The 14,938-nt window shown below is 68.3% G+C and carries 11 protein-coding genes; 8 read left to right on the forward strand and 3 right to left on the reverse strand.

Translation table 11 applies throughout. The features are described 5' to 3' along the window. The first annotated feature begins 22 nt into the window (after positions 1-22). Positions 23-1,402, forward strand: a complete 1,380-nt coding sequence (locus ACSFCA_RS14465) for a phospholipase D-like domain-containing protein (protein ID WP_435459951.1) — start codon at positions 23-25, stop codon at positions 1,400-1,402. Here ACSFCA_RS14465 and ACSFCA_RS14470 read toward each other — a convergent pair. Further along, a complete protein-coding gene (locus ACSFCA_RS14470; RefSeq protein ID WP_435459952.1) occupies positions 1,380-2,069 on the reverse strand; it encodes a TetR/AcrR family transcriptional regulator in 690 nt (229 codons plus the stop codon). The genes ACSFCA_RS14465 and ACSFCA_RS14470 overlap by 23 nt on opposite strands. Positions 2,070-2,169: 100 nt before the next feature. Here ACSFCA_RS14470 and ACSFCA_RS14475 point away from each other — a divergent pair, with 100 nt between their 5' ends. The 6 genes from ACSFCA_RS14475 to ACSFCA_RS14500 all read left to right on the forward strand — a co-directional run bounded on the left by ACSFCA_RS14475 (position 2,170) and on the right by ACSFCA_RS14500 (position 10,747). Then, entirely contained in the window at positions 2,170-3,183 is a 1,014-nt protein-coding gene (locus ACSFCA_RS14475) for an HlyD family secretion protein (RefSeq protein ID WP_435459953.1), read from the forward strand. Continuing rightward, positions 3,183-4,973, forward strand: a complete 1,791-nt coding sequence (locus tag ACSFCA_RS14480) for an ATP-binding cassette domain-containing protein (RefSeq protein ID WP_435459954.1) — start codon at positions 3,183-3,185, stop codon at positions 4,971-4,973. Before ACSFCA_RS14475 ends, ACSFCA_RS14480 begins: the two co-directional genes overlap by 1 nt. A 5-nt stretch (positions 4,974-4,978) precedes the next feature. After that, complete coding sequence (locus ACSFCA_RS14485; protein WP_435460202.1) at positions 4,979-6,115, forward strand: ABC transporter permease; 1,137 nt, start codon at positions 4,979-4,981, stop codon at positions 6,113-6,115. Positions 6,116-6,126: 11 nt separating this feature from the next. Next, a complete protein-coding gene (locus tag ACSFCA_RS14490) occupies positions 6,127-7,254 on the forward strand; it encodes an ABC transporter permease (RefSeq protein ID WP_435459955.1) in 1,128 nt (375 codons plus the stop codon). A gap of 15 nt (positions 7,255-7,269) precedes the next feature. Next, the gene (locus tag ACSFCA_RS14495) at positions 7,270-8,799 is read left to right on the forward strand and encodes an efflux transporter outer membrane subunit (protein WP_435459956.1); all 1,530 of its coding nucleotides are present in this window, start codon (positions 7,270-7,272) and stop codon (positions 8,797-8,799) included. Positions 8,800-9,004: 205 nt separating this feature from the next. Then, positions 9,005-10,747: an Ig-like domain-containing protein gene (locus ACSFCA_RS14500; RefSeq protein ID WP_435459957.1), complete on the forward strand. Its 1,743-nt coding sequence runs from the start codon at positions 9,005-9,007 to the stop codon at positions 10,745-10,747. Between the two features lie 12 nt (positions 10,748-10,759). On the opposite strand, the gene ACSFCA_RS14505 is transcribed toward ACSFCA_RS14500, so the two are convergent. Next, on the reverse strand, positions 10,760-11,830 hold the full coding sequence (locus ACSFCA_RS14505; protein ID WP_435459958.1) for an ROK family protein: 1,071 nt from the start codon (positions 11,828-11,830) through the stop codon (positions 10,760-10,762). 105 nt (positions 11,831-11,935) lie between these two features. Here ACSFCA_RS14505 and ACSFCA_RS14510 point away from each other — a divergent pair, with 105 nt between their 5' ends. Beyond that, positions 11,936-13,489, forward strand: a complete 1,554-nt coding sequence (locus ACSFCA_RS14510) for an ABC transporter permease/substrate-binding protein (protein WP_435459959.1) — start codon at positions 11,936-11,938, stop codon at positions 13,487-13,489. 7 nt (positions 13,490-13,496) lie between these two features. Here the strand turns inward: ACSFCA_RS14510 and ACSFCA_RS14515 are convergent, their stop codons facing one another. Then, the gene (locus ACSFCA_RS14515) at positions 13,497-14,933 is read right to left on the reverse strand and encodes an aldehyde dehydrogenase family protein (protein ID WP_093077759.1); all 1,437 of its coding nucleotides are present in this window, start codon (positions 14,931-14,933) and stop codon (positions 13,497-13,499) included. Positions 14,934-14,938: the final 5 nt, after the last annotated feature.

Below are 14,938 nucleotides of genomic sequence, written 5' to 3' on the forward strand. Positions count from 1 at the left end.
AACGCTGAGGCATCATCGGTCCATGCCGACCAAAGAGTTCGACTGGCTGCCCTCTCCTTCGCAGCATTTTCTCGTCGTCACTTTCGCGCTGCTGGTCTACGTGCTGACCACACGCGCACGCCGCGAGCAGCGCGCCCCCACCACGGCCATCGCCTGGGTCATGGGGCTGGTGCTGATGCCCTACTTCATCCTGCCGATGTACCTGCTGTTCGGCCAGCGCAAGCTGCGCCCGGCAGGCTCGCCCAGGCCGCCGCGCTCTGTGCCGCCGGGCCACTGGGCCGCCGACCTGATCGAAAGCTTCGGTCTCGCGCCGCCGGGGCGCTGCGCGATCCGCATGCATGCCGACGGCGAGGCCGCGCGCGATGCGCTGTGGCAGGTGATCGACGGCGCGCGCGAGCGCATCGACGTGTGCACCTTCATCATCGGCGACGATCCGCTCGGCCACGCGGTGATCGACCGGCTCGCCAAGCGGGCGCGCGAGGGCATCAAAGTGCGGGTGCTGCTCGACGGCTTCGGCGCGCTGTCGCTGCCGCGCCATCACTTCGACCGGCTGCGTGTGGCAGGTGGCGAGGTGGCCGTGTTCCGCCCCTTCTTCAGCCTGCGCCGCATCGGCCCGCGCAACCTGCGCAACCACCGCAAGTTCACCATTGCCGACGACGGCTGGCTCTGGTCGGGCGGGCGCAACCTCGCGGGCGAATACTTCACCGGCAACGACAAGCACCCCGAGGCCTGGCGCGACCTGTCCTTCGACCTGCATGGCAGCGTGGCCGCGGCGGCGGCGCGCCAGTTCGACCACGACTGGGCCTCGGTGCGCAGCCGAAAGGCCCGTGCCATCACGGCCGACGACGTGCCCGAAGGGCCGGGCACAGCGATGGCGCAGTTCCTGCCGAGCGGCCCCGACCAGACAGAGGACACGGCACATGCGCTGCTGATCGACGCCTGCTTTCGCGCCGAGCATCGCGTGCTTGCGATCACGCCCTACTTCGTGCCCGGCGACGGCCTGCGCGATGCACTGCGGCTGGCCGCGCGGCGCGGCGTGCAAGTGACCATCGCGATGCCCGCGCAGTCGAACCATCGCCTTGCCGACTTCGTACGCGCCCGCGCCATGCGCGACCTTGCGCGCGCGGGCGTGAGCTTTCGCATGCTGCCGTTCATGGCGCACGCAAAGGCCGTGGTGGTGGACGACGAGCTCGCCATGTGCGGCTCAATCAACCTCGACCTGCGCAGCCTGCTGCTGAACCACGAGGCAGCCGTTGTGTTCTACGGCCGTGAGGACATCGAATGGCTGGCCGAGTGGATCGAGACCACCGCCTCGGCTGGCGAGCCCTATCGTGCGCGGCGCCCGGGGCTGATGCGCGACGTGGCCGAGGGGCTGCTGCTCACCGTCGCTTTCCAGCTTTAGGCGTTGTGGACGCCTGGGGCGGTTCGGTGGCCTTTGCCTCCTTCGCCACGGCATCGAGCCCCGCGAGCACATAGCGCACAACTTCTTCGGCAAGGGCTTGCGTGTCCTTCAGGGCCGGCAGAACCTTGCTGCTCAGGTCCTTGGGCGCCACCGTCATCACGAGGCACGGCAGCACCGTGAGCAGCAGGCTGCGCTGCACCGAGGGATGGTCGTCGGGCAGGCCCATGATCTCGCCGACGATGCCGCGCAGCAGCTTGGCCTTGGGCAGCACCGCGCGCTGGATCAGCGCCGGCATGGCCGGCGACGGCGACAGCGCCTCGCGCAGCACCACGCGAAAGCCCCATGGCGCCTTCGGCTGGGCGCTCATCTCGAGCATGTGCGTGAGAAATGCGCGCAGTTTCAGGCGCGGATCGGTCGACTCCAATGACAACGCCATCAGCTCGTCGAGGCTCACCAGCTGCTTGTGCGCTTCGACCAGCACCGCCTCGTAGAGCCCGTCGCGGCCGCCGAAGTGGTAGTTGATGGCGGCCATGTTGGTGCCCGCGCGGGTGCAGATTTCCTTGCTGGTGCTTTCTGCGAAGCCTTGCGCCGCGAACAGCCGGCCAGCGGTTTCGAGGATGTGCAGGCGCGTGGTGTTGCCGTCGGTACGCTGAGTGCGGGTTGCCATGCCCCGAGGCTAACTCAAACAAAAAAATACTTCAAATTCAAATTTGAATTTGATAACATCGCGCCGACCCCCGGGCAGCAGCCTCGTCAGGACACACGCCATGAACAAGAAGCCCCTCATTGCCATCGCCGCCGTGGCCATCGTCGCGGCGGTAGGCGGCTGGTGGTACACGCACCACTCCGCCACACCCTCCGACCAGCTCGTGCTGTACGGCAACGTTGACCTGCGCCAGGTCTCGCTGGCCTTCAACGCCAACGACCGCGTGGCCGAGCTGGCGGTGCGCGAAGGCGACCGCGTGCGCGCCGGGCAGGTGCTGGGCCGGCTCGACACCCGCTCGCTGGTGCTGCGCGTGGCGCAGTCGCAGGCGCGCATCGGCGTGCAGGAACAGGCCCTGCTACGCCTGAAGACCGGTAGCCGCCCCGAAGAAGTGGCGCAGGCCAGTGCCCAGGTGGCCGCCGCGCAGGCCGATGCCGAACTTGCGCAGCAGCAGCTCGCGCGCCTGCAGGCCATCGGCAACACCACGGCCGGCCGCGCCGTGAGCCAGCAGGACCTCGACAGCGCACAGGCCAGGCGCAGGGTGGCGCTGGCGCAGCTCGACAACGCCCGCAAGGCTCAGCAACTGGTGGTCACCGGCCCGCGCAAGGAAGACATCGGCCAGGCGACGGCGCAGCTCGAATCGGCCCGCGCCGAGCTCGCGCTCATGAACCACCAGCTCACCGAGGCCGAGCTCAAGGCGCCCATCGACGCCGTCGTGCGCGCCCGCCTGCTCGAGCCAGGCGACATGGCCTCGCCGCAGCGCCCGGCCTTCACGCTCGCCATCACCGATCCCAAGTGGGTGCGTGCCTATGTGGCCGAGCCCGACCTCGGCCGCGTGCGCGCCGGGCAGGACGCCCGCGTGAGCACCGACAGCCAGCCCGGAGAAGCCATCGCGGGCAAGGTCGGCTACATCTCGTCGGTGGCTGAATTCACGCCCAAGACCGTGCAGACCGAGGAACTGCGCAGCAGCCTCGTCTACGAAATTCGCGTGATGGTCGATGACCCGCAAGACCGGCTGCGGCTCGGCATGCCGGCCACTGTGCGGCTGCAACTGTCGTCCGCCACCGGCAAGCCCTGATGACCACCACCGGGCCGGCCGTGGCCGGACGCTCGCTGCACAAGCGCTTCCTGCTGAAAGCGTCGAAAGAACCCGTGCACGCGCTCGACGACGTCTCGCTCGAAGTGCCCGCCGGCACGCTCACCGCCCTGGTCGGCCCAGACGGTGCCGGCAAGACCACGCTACTGCGCCTCATGGCTGGCCTGATGCGCGCCGACGCGGGCGAGCTGCGCGTGCTCGGCATCGACGTCTCGGCCGATCCACAGGCGGTGCAGGACCGCATCAGCTACATGCCGCAGCGCTTCGGCCTCTACGACGACCTGAGCGTGCAGGAGAACCTCGACCTCTACGCCGACCTGCACGGCGTGCCCCGCGACAAGCGGCGCGAACGCTATGCGCGGCTGATGGAAATGACCGACCTCGGCCGCTTCACCGATCGCCCGGCCGGCAAGCTCTCTGGCGGCATGAAGCAGAAGCTCGGGCTGGCCTGCACGCTGGTGCGCTCGCCCGACCTGCTGCTGCTCGACGAGCCGACCGTGGGCGTAGACCCGCTCTCGCGCCGCGAGCTATGGCAGATCGTGCAGCAGCTTGTGGACGACGAAAAGCTCTCGGTCATCGTCAGCACTGCCTACCTCGACGAGGCCGAGCGCTGCAGCCATGTGTTCGTGCTGCACGGCGGCAAGCTGCTGGCGCAGGGCGCGCCCACAGAGCTGCGCGACCGCGCACACGGCCTCTGCTTCATCGCGACACCGCCCGACGGTGAGCCACCACGGTTGCTGCAGGCGCGGCTGCTCGACGCGCGGCAGGACATCATCGATGCGGTGCCGCAAGGCGGCGAGGTGCGCTTCATTCGCCGCAGCGAGACAGACGATGCGCGGCTCGATGCATTGCTCGAAGGCGCGCGCACCGAGCCGGTCACGCCGCGCCTCGAAGACGGCTTCATGACGCTGCTGCGCGCGCAGCCATCGCCCAACGCCGACGCCACCCCGGCAGCCGCCATGACCACTTCGCAACCGAGCACAGGCCAGCCCGGCGAAGTGGTCATCGAAGTCAAGGACCTCGTGCGCCGCTTCGGCGACTTCGTGGCGGTGGCCAGCACCAGCTTCTCCGTGCGGCGCGGCGAGATCTTCGGCCTGCTCGGCCCCAACGGCGCGGGCAAGACCACAACCTTCCGCATGCTCTGCGGCCTGCTGCCCGCGAGCGGCGGCCAGCTGCGCGTGGCCGGCGTCGACCTGCGGCATGCCCGCGCGCAGGCGCGCCAGCGCATCGGCTATGTCTCGCAGAAATTCGCGCTCTACGGCAACCTCACAGTGCGCGAAAACCTCTCGTTCTTCGGCGGCGCCTACGGCCTGCGCGGCGCGAAGCTGCACGATCGCATGGACACGGTGCTGCGCCAGTTCGACCTGACCCACTCGCTCGACGCACCCAGCGGCCAGCTGCCCGGCGGCTACAAACAGCGTCTTGCCATGGCCACCGGCCTGCTGCACGAGCCCGAGATCCTGTTCCTCGACGAGCCCACCAGCGGCGCCGACCCGCTCGCGCGCCGCGAGTTCTGGCGGCGCATCACGGCGCTGGCCGAAGGCGGTACCACCGTCGTCATCACCACGCACTTCATGGAAGAGGCGGAGTACTGCGATCGCATCGTGATCCAGGACGCGGGCAAGGTGCTGGCCATCGGCACGCCGCAAGAGGTGCGCGCGCAGGCGCTGGGCGATGAGGAAGAAAGCGGCAGGCGCATCGACATGGAGCAGGCCTTCATCGGCATCGTCGAGAAGGCGCGGCACAAGAGCAAGGAAGAGGTGGCGGCATGAACGGCATGAGCGGCTTCTGGTCCCGCCTGATCTCCCTCACGCGCAAGGAATTCCGCCAGTTGCTGCGCGACCGCAGCAACCTGGCCATCGGCATCCTGCTGCCGATGGTGCTGATCCTGATCTTCGGCTACGGCATGTCGCTCGACGTGAAGAATGCGCCCGTGGCGGTGGTGATGGAAGACGCCTCGCCGACCGCGCACGAGGCCATCGCCGGCCTGCAGCTCTCGCCCACCATCGCGCCAGTGCTGCTGGGCTCGATGCACGACGCCGAAGAGCTGATGCGCGAACGAAAGGTCGACGGCATCGTGCGCGTGCCTGCCGACTTCTCGCGCGCGCTGGCTGCCGGCAATGCGCGCGTGCAGCTCATCGTGCACGGCTCCGACGCGGGGCGCGCGAGCATCATCCAGGCGTACGTGACGGGCGCCCTCGCGCAATCGGCAATACGGCAGATGGACAGGAGCGGCAACGCCTCCGGCGCCGATGCCCCGCCCGTCGGCAGCGTCACCGTCGAGCAGCGCATGTGGTTCAACGCCGCGAACACCAGCACCTGGTATCTGGTGCCGGGACTCATCGTGCTCATCATGACGCTGGTCGGCGCCTTTCTCACCGCGCTGGTGATGGCGCGCGAGTGGGAGCGCGGCACGCTGGAGGCGCTGTTCGTCACGCCGGTGCGGCCGGTCGAGATCCTGTTGGCAAAGATCATTCCGTACTTCGCGGTCGGCATGCTGGGTCTTGCGCTGTGCCTGCTTTCCGCACGCTTCCTGTTCGCGGTGCCGATGTACGGCTCGCTGCTGGTGGTGGTGTTCAGCTCGATGCTGTACCTGATCGTGGCGGTGAGCCTGGGCCTCGTGATCTCGTCGGTCACGCGCAACCAGTTTCTCGCGAGCCAGGTGGCGCTGATCGCGACCTTCATGCCCTCGATGATGCTGTCGGGCTTCCTGTTCGACCTGCGCAACGTGCCCACTGCCGTGTGGGTGATCGGCCACCTGCTGCCGGCCACCTACTTCATGGACCTCATCAAGACGCTGTTTCTCGCGGGCGACGTCTGGCCGCTGGTGTGGCGCAACTGCGCGATCCTGATGGCGTATGCGGTGGGCCTGCTGCTGGTGGCGCGCGCGGTAACGCGCAAGAGCCTCGACTGAAAGCCCCGGCCATGAACGCCCTCATCGATTTCTTCCTGCGCGTTGCCAACCTCTGCCGCAAGGAGCTGCTGACGATCCTCAAGGACCCGGCCACGCGCGCCATCCTGATCGCCCCGGCGATCATGCAGAGCCTGGTCTTCGGCTACGGCGCGACCTACGACCTCACCAACGTGCCCTACGCACTGCTCGACCAGAGCCGCAACGGCGCCTCGACGGAGCTGATCGCGCACCTCGACAGCACCGGCGTGTTCCACCGCGTGGCCACGCTGCGCTCGCAGGCCGACATCCGCGAGGTGATCGACACCGAGAAGGCACTGCTCGTCATCCAGATACCCGCGAACTTCGAGCAGCAGCTCAGCGCGGGGCAGACGGCGGCCATCCAGCTGATCCTCGATGCGCGCAACTCCAACACCGCGGGCTCGGCGGCCGGCTACGTGAGTGCGGTGGTCGAGCGCTACAACGCTGAGCTGCGCGCGCGCGTGGGTGCACCGCCGTCGCCGCTGGTCGTCGAATCGCGCGCGTGGTTCAACCCGAACCTGGAGACGCGCTGGAACCTGCTGCCCGGCATGATCGCCGCGCTCAGCATGCTGCAGACGCTGCTGCTCACCGCGCTGTCGGTGGCACGCGAACGCGAGCAAGGCACCTTCGACCAGCTGCTGGTAACGCCGATGTCGCCGCTCGAAATCATGATCGGCAAGGCGCTGCCGCCTGTGCTGGTGGGGCTCGTGCAGTCGTCGCTGATCCTGCTGGTGGCGCTCTTCTGGTTCGGCATTCCGATGGCGGGCTCGCTCGTCACGCTATACACGGGGCTGCTGTTCTTCACGGTGGCGAGCGTGGGTATCGGGCTATCGATTTCAGCCGTGTCGGCCAACATGCAGCAGGCCATGCTCTATGCCTTCGTGCTGCTGATGCCGCTGATGCTGCTGTCGGGCCTGACCACGCCGGTGCGCAACATGCCGCACGCGCTGCAGGTGGCAACGCTGGCCAACCCGCTGCGCTTTGCCATCGACCTGGTGCAGCGCGTGTACCTCGAAGGCGTGGGGCTGGGCACGGTCTGGCACAACCTGATTCCGCTTGCCGTCATCGCCGCCGTCACGCTGCCGCTGGCGGCCTGGCTGTTCCGCAATCGTCTTGTCTGAAAACGGGAGCACGTCATGCCCCTTCCATTTCCTCTTTCTTCCGCCGCGGCCACGCTCTCTCTCGCTTTCATTCTTGCCGGCTGCGCCGTAGGGCCCGACCACAAGCCGGCCGAAGCCCGTGCGCCCGCCGACTGGTCTGCATGGCATGGCGGTTCGCCCGCGCTGCTCGGCGCGGAGCGGCAAGGTTCTGTTGGCGGCGTCGCATCTGGCGACTGGAGGGCCTTCAACGATCCGGTACTCGACCGCCTCGAAGCCATGGTGCTCGCGAGCAACCCCGACCTGCAGACCGCCGCCCTGCGCTTCGCGCAAAGCCGCGTGCAGCGCACCACCACCGCGGCCCAGCAGGGGCCACAGCTGAATGCGAGCGCCGGCGTCACCCGGCAGCGCCAGAGCGAGAGCGGCGCCGCCACGCGGATGATCGATGCGCTGGGTTCGTCGGTCTCCAACCGCGACCAGCTCATCCGCACGCTCAGCGAGCCCTACAACCTCTATCAGGCCGGCTTCGACGCCTCGTGGGAAATCGACCTGTGGGGCCGCGTGCGTCGCGCCATCGAGGCGGCCGATGCCGACGCGAGCGCATCGTCCGCATTGCTCCAGCAGGCCCGGCTCAGCGTGCAGGCCGAACTGGCGCGCAATTATTTCGAGCTGCGCGGCACGCAGCGCGAACTGCGCATCGCGCGCGCCGACATCGCGGCGGCAGCCGAATCTCTCGAACTGGTGCAGGCGCGCGCCGACGGCGGCCTCGTCACCGACCTGGACCCGGTGCGCCAGCGTGCGCTGGTGGCCGAACTGCGCGCACGCATTCCCGCGCTGCTGCAGCAGGAAGCCGATGCAATGAACCGCATCACGCTGCTGGCTGGAGCCGCGCCGGGCGCGCTGAACACCGAGCTGGCAGACACCTCTACTGGCGACACGCTAGACGCACCCGTACTGCCCGCCCTCACGCTGGGCCTGCCCGCCGAGCTCGCACGCCGCCGCCCCGACATCGCAGCCGCCGAAGCGCAACTGCATGCCGCCACAGCCCGCATCGGCGTGGCCGTGGCCGACCTCTATCCGCGCGTAACGCTGGGCGCCGGCTTCGGCTATGAATCAGTGGGCAGCGAGCGCTTCGGCGACTGGGGCAGCCGGCAGTGGCAGGTGGGCCCATCGATCAGCCTGCCGATCTTCGACAACGGCCGCCGCCGCGCCACCATCGAACTGCGCGAGCTGCAGCAGCAGGAAGCGGCCGTGGCGTTTCAGCAGACCGTGCTCAAGGCCTGGCACGAGATCGATTCGGCGCTCAGCGCCTACGCCGCCGAGGGCCAGCGCCAGGCCGAGCTGGCCGAGCGCGAACGCCGCAGCCGCGATGCGCTGGTGCTGGCGGCGGCTCGCTACAAAGGCGGGCTCACCGACTTCGGCGCTGAACTCGATGCGCGCCGCACCTTGCTGCAGGCGCGACGCGACCAGGCACAGAGCACCAGCCGCCTCTCGGTGGGCCTGGTGGCGGTCTACAAGGCACTGGGTGGTAACACTGTGGCGCCAGAAGCACAAACGCAACACAATTGAAACAAGTCGAACATGTAGACTAAAATACCCACCGGTTTCCGGGATTGACAAGCCTGCCTGCCTACTGATTCGTCATCGGGCAGACGCGAACGGATCTTCCGGCACCCCCTGCATTGCGGGGCAGCCCGCCTGGGCCCGGCTCCTGAAAAGGCCGACCGAGGCGTCATCCGTTTGAGTCCTGCGCCCCTGCCCCGGGGGAAAACCGATGCGAGCTTTCTTCTCGCTGCGTGCATTCGCGAGTCTGGCGTTCGTGCTACCAGCTCTGTTCGCGCTTTCTGGAATGGTGCCCGCCTTCGCCGCAATGGACGAAGTCGGCCGGGCCGCCCCCAGCACCCATCGCCTGAAATTCATCGTCGACCCCGAGTTGGCCACCGACATCGGCCCCGCCGAAGCCGCCCGCCGGCTCGCGCAGTACGTGGCCGACGTCAACACGGTGTTCACGCGCGAGACGGTGCGCAGCTTTGCCTTCGACCCCACAGCCGACCTGCAGCTCGCCGCGCCCGCCACCGCCCCGCAGTGCAGCTACAGCGGCCTGGTCAACGGTGAAGTGGTGGTGTGCATCTCGAAGTCCACCCGCGGCTACAGCCACGGCGGCCTCTCTACCAGCTGGACCTTTCCGCAGAAAGGCGTGACCTGGAACCTGAACTGGATCGCCATCCACGACCCGCTGCGCCTGTCGCGCGCGCCCAGTCCGGGCGCCCCCGAGTCCACCGAGAAGGACTACCTCGGCCGCCAGCTCAAGACCCTGCTGCACGAACTGGAGCATGTGTTCGGCGCCGGCGCGGGCGAGTACTACAACGGCGTCGCGGTGGCGGACACCACCGGCGTGGCGCCCATCACAGACCTCGCGCTGGCCAACGACAACGACCGCTACTGGTGGACGCGCCAGCACTGGCGGCTCGACCCGCTGCTGGGCACCGTCTTCGAGCAGCGCCGCGACCCTGCGGCCAACCGCATCGCCACGCTGGAGATGATCCGCTTCACGGCCGGCACCAAGGCCAACATCGACACCGACTGGACCGACTGGCCCAAGCTCGGCAGCTCGAAGTTCATGGCGGCCACCACCGGCACCCAGGTGCGCGTGACCGACCGAGACACCGGCGCCGCGCTGCCCGGCGCGCAGGTGTCGGTGTGGCGTGACCCCGGGGCCGGCAAGCCGCTGGTCATGCTGGTGACCGGCGTGGCCGATGCCTCGGGCCGCTTCGTGTTCGACTGGAACTGCGGCTTCAGCTGCTTCGCCGTCGGCAAGACAACGCTGCTGGTCAAGGCACGCGCCGCCAACCGCGCCCCCGGTGCGAGCTGGTTCACCATCTTCGATGCGTTCGAGCAGAAGGCCGTGCAGGGCCAGCCGATGTTCACCATCGACCTGGCGCTCGGCGGCACCGACGCGACGCCGCCTACCGTTTCGCTGGCCGCGCCTTCCATGGCCGTAGTGGGCCAACCCACCACCATCGCGCCGGCCGTGGTGGACAACGCAGGCGTGTGGGGCGTCAAGGTACTGGGCCGGGACAGCATCCCGATCTGCACCTTCACCGCCCCGCCCTACACCTGCAGCTGGACGCCGACCGCGCCCGGCGTTCAGACGATTCGTGTGGTCGCGATCGATGCGGCTGGCAACTCCGCCGTGGCCTCTGCCAACGTGATCGTCAATCCGCCTTCCGACACGGTGGCGCCGACAGTTGCACTGACCCCGCCGCCGACCGCCGCGGTAGGCATGGCGACAAGGCTTTCCGCTACGGCATCCGACAACGTAGCCGTGGCCGAGCTGAAGTTCGTCGTCGACGGCAAGACCGCGTGCACGCTGCGCGCCGCGCCGTACGTCTGCGCTTGGACGCCGAAGAGGCCCGGCGCCGCGAACATCGAAGTGCGCGCCATCGATGCGGCAGGCAACGTCGCCACCGTCTCGGCCAGCATGCGCATCGAAGGCCTGCGACCCGAAGACCTGTAATGCAGCCCGGCCTCAGGGCCGGTTGGTGAAGCTCGCGTTGCCCAGCCCCGTGCCGATGGTCAGCACGCCCCAGTGCCGCACGTCGCGCATGAAGGGCAGCTCGCTCAGGCCCTGCACCACTGCGTCGTTGTGCATCAGCACCAGCGTCGGGCCGGAGCCCATCATCGGCATGCGGCGCCACAGCTGGCTCGGCAAGTGGAAGGCGTGGCCTTCCCAGTCGCCGGGCAGGTTCTGCGCGCCGCGCGCAATCGAGCCGTCCTGCCGGATCAGGCCCGGGCAGCCGATGCCAACGAAGGGTGCGAGACGGATCTTCTTGCGCTCGCTGTAGCGCACCATGTCCTCGAGCATGCCGGCGATGTGGTCGACCATGCCGCCGCGGTTGGGGTCTTCGTCCGCATGGCGCCACTTCTCGCGGCGCACCACGTTCGCGAGCGAAAAGTCGCGCGCTTTGCGGTGGCGTGTCTTCACGATGCCGCAGCGCACGTTGGTGCCGCCGATGTCCACCGCGAGGATCGCGTCGTGCCCCTTCAGCATGTGGGGCGGCACGAGGTGCGCCCAGCCGATCAGGCCGCCGTCGTCCACGTCGTGCGAGAGGCGGCCGATCTGCACGTGCAGGCCCATCTCTTCGAGGATGGCGCCGGCCTGCAGGATGGCGCGCTCGCCCGCGTCGCTCTCGGGAAAGCCGCCGCCGATCACGATGCGCTGCACCTTCTGCCACGAAGGCTGGCGCATGAAGCGCTGGATCACGAAGGCCAGCTCCTGCGCGAACTCCTCGATGGCTGCATGCATCACGTCGGTGGCTTCGGACGCCTTCTTTTCCTGCAGCGCCCGGTCGAGCTCCTTCTTGCTCAGGTCGCGCGAATGCGAGAGGCCCAGCGGGTCTTTTCCCTTCCTGCGGCGGCGCTTGCGCCAGCGTTCGAGCAGTTCGCGGAAGGCCGTCTGGCTGGCTTGGTCGCCGACGAAGCCGTCCTTGTCGCGCAGCTGCAGGCTGTAGCCGTCTACCTGCACGCCCAGCAGTTCGCGCAGGCCGTGGACGTCGGGGCCGGGGAGCTTGTCTTTCCTGGGTTGGGTCTTCATGGCCATCGACTGTGGGGCCTATCGGCAGCCCGCCGCATCGGCACCGCGCACCACGGCGTGTAGGAGATTGACGGGTACGCCGAACGGGGCGATGTCTATACACTGGCCCGGATGCATCTGCCCCGCAGCCTCTGGCGCGCCGCCCTGTTGTTCGCCCTTGCCTGGCTTGCCGCGTCCGGCCCCGCGCGGGCCGCGGACGAAACGCTGCGCGTCGGCTCCAAGCGCTTCACCGAGTCGTACATCCTGGCCGAGCTGCTGGCGCAGACGGCGGCGCCGCATACCGCATCGCCGCCCGTCGTGCGGCAGGGGCTGGGCAACACGGCCATCGTCTACGAGGCGCTGCGCTCGGGCGCCATCGACATGTACGCCGAATACACCGGCACCATCGCGCTCGAAATCCTCAAGGGCTCGCCGGCCAACACGCGCGAGGCCATGAACGCGGCGCTCGCGCCGATGGGCCTGGGCGTGGCCATTCCGCTGGGCTTCAACGACGGCTACGCGCTCGCGGTGCGCGCGCCCGATGCAGAGCGGCTGGGCCTGCGCACGCTGAGCGACCTGGCGAAGCACCCTGAGCTCAAGCTCGGCCTGTCGAATGAATTCATCGGCCGCGCCGACGGCTGGAAGGGCCTGGCCGATCGCTACGGCTTCACGCAGGTGCCGACCGGCCTCGACCACGGGCTGGCCTACGACGCGGTGGCTGCCAAGCAGATCGACGTGATCGACATCTACACCACCGACGCCAAGATCGACCACCTCGGCCTGCGCGTGCTGGAAGACGACAGAAAATACTTTCCGCGCTACGACGCGGTGGTGCTCTACAAGCTCGACCTGCCGACGCGGCTGCCCAAGGCCTGGGCGGCATTGCAGACGCTCGAAGGCAAGGTCGACGAGCACGCGATGATCGCGATGAACGCGCGCGCCGAGCTGCAGAGCGTGCCCTTCGACGTGATCGCGCGCGACTTCCTGGCGAACACGGGCAAGGATGCGAAGGCGCAGCCGCAGGAAGCGCGTCGCGGCTTCATGGCCAAGCTGTTCGGGCCCGACCTGTGGAAGCTCGCGCGCCAGCACTTGCTGCTGGTGGCGCTGTCGGTCGGCATCGCCATCCTGATCGGCGTGCCGATCGCGATCCTGGTGTTCCCGCATGTGCGGCTGCGCGCGGTGGTGCTGGGTTTGGCGAGCCTGCTGCAGACCGTGCCGTCGCTCGCACTGCTGGCCGTGCTGATCTCGATGCTGGGTGCCATCGGCGCGTTGCCCGCGCTGATTGCGCTCACGCTCTATTCGCTGTTGCCGATCATGCGCAACACGGTGACGGGTCTGGCCGAAGTGCCCAACGGCCTGCGGCTGGCCGGCACCGCGCTCGGCATGACACCGCCGCAGAGCCTTCAGCTGGTGCTGCTGCCGCTGGCGTTGCCCACCTTGCTGGCGGGCGTGCGCACCGCCACGGCGATTGCCATCGGCACGGCGACCATCGCGGCCTTCATCGGCGCGGGTGGTTTCGGCGAACGGATCGTGACGGGGCTGGCGCTCAACGACCGCGAGCTGCTCGTGGCGGGCGCACTGCCGGCAGCCGCATTGGCGCTGCTGAGCGAAGGGATCTTCGAGCTCGTGGAGTACCTGATGCGGCGCAGGCGACGAGCCCCGCCGAGCTCGCTGCCACCCGCCTGAATGAAGATCAGGCCAGCGTGTAGGCCGTCTTCACCGTCGTGAAGAACTCCTGCGCATAACGGCCCTGCTCGCGCGGGCCATAGCTGCTGCCCTTGCGGCCACCGAACGGCACGTGATAGTCCACGCCGGCAGTCGGCAGGTTGACCATCACCATGCCGGCCTGGCTGTGGCGCTTGAAGTGCGTGGCGTACTTCAGCGAAGTGGTGGCAATACCGGCCGACAGGCCGAACTCGGTGTCGTTCGCCGTGGCCAGCGCCTCTTCGTAGTTCTTCACGCGGATCACGCTCGCCACCGGGCCGAAGATCTCTTCCTTGTTGATGCGCATGGCCGCGGCCGATTCGCTGAAGAGGGCTGGCGACATGTAGTAGCCGTCGGTCTCCAACTTCAGGCGTTCGCCGCCTGCGGCCAGCGTGGCACCTTCGCTCTGGCCGATCTCGATGTAGTTCAGGTCTTGTTCGAGCTGCGACTTCGACGAGACCGGGCCCACGTCGGTGCCTTGCGCGAGCGCATCGCCCACCTTGATCTTCGCCATGCGTTCCTTCATGGCGGCAATGAACTTCGGGTAGATGCCTTCGGTGACGATGAGTCGGCTCGAGGCCGTGCAGCGCTGGCCGGTCGAATAGAAAGCGCTCTGCACGCTGAGCTCGACGGCCTGCGCGAGGTCGGCGTCGTCAAGAATCACCTGCGGGTTCTTGCCGCCCATTTCGAGCTGCACCTTCTTGTGCTTGGTGACGCACTGGATCGCGATGTTGCGGCCCACGCCCACCGAGCCGGTGAAGCTGATCGCATGAATGCCGGGGTGGTTGACCAGCGCCTCGCCGATCACGCTGCCGCGCCCCATCACGAGGTTGAACACGCCGGCCGGAATGCCCGAGCGGCTGATGATTTCGGAGAGAGCCCATGCGCTGCCCGGCACGAGGTCGGCGGGCTTGAGCACCACGCAGTTGCCGAAGGCCAGCGCGGGCGCGATCTTCCACGCGGGAATGGCAATGGGAAAGTTCCACGGCGTGATGAGCCCGACCACGCCGACCGGCTCGCGCGTGATTTCCACGCCGATGTTGGGGCGCACCGAAGGCAGCAACTCGCCCGACAGCCGCAGGCATTCGCCCGCGAAGAACTTGAAGATCTGGCCCGCGCGCGTGGCCTCGCCAATGCCTTCGGCCTTGGTCTTGCCTTCTTCGCGCGCCAGCAACGTGCCCAGCTCTTCCTTGCGCGCAAGGATCTCGTTGCCGATCTTGTCGAGCGCATCGGAGCGGGCCTGCACGCTGCCCGTGGCCCAGGCCGGGAACGCCGCGGTGGCGGCTGCCACGGCGGCGTCGACATGAGCGGCATCGCCCTGCGTGTACTGGCCGAGCACATCGGACAGGTTGCTCGGGTTGACGTTGGGGCTGTAGCTTGCGCCGGCACGCCATTCGCCAGCAATGAGGTTGTCGAAGTTCTGCATGAGGT

Source organism: Variovorax multivorans, from assembly GCF_051216835.1.
In the GTDB taxonomy this organism is placed as follows: Bacteria; Pseudomonadota; Gammaproteobacteria; order Burkholderiales; family Burkholderiaceae_C; genus Variovorax.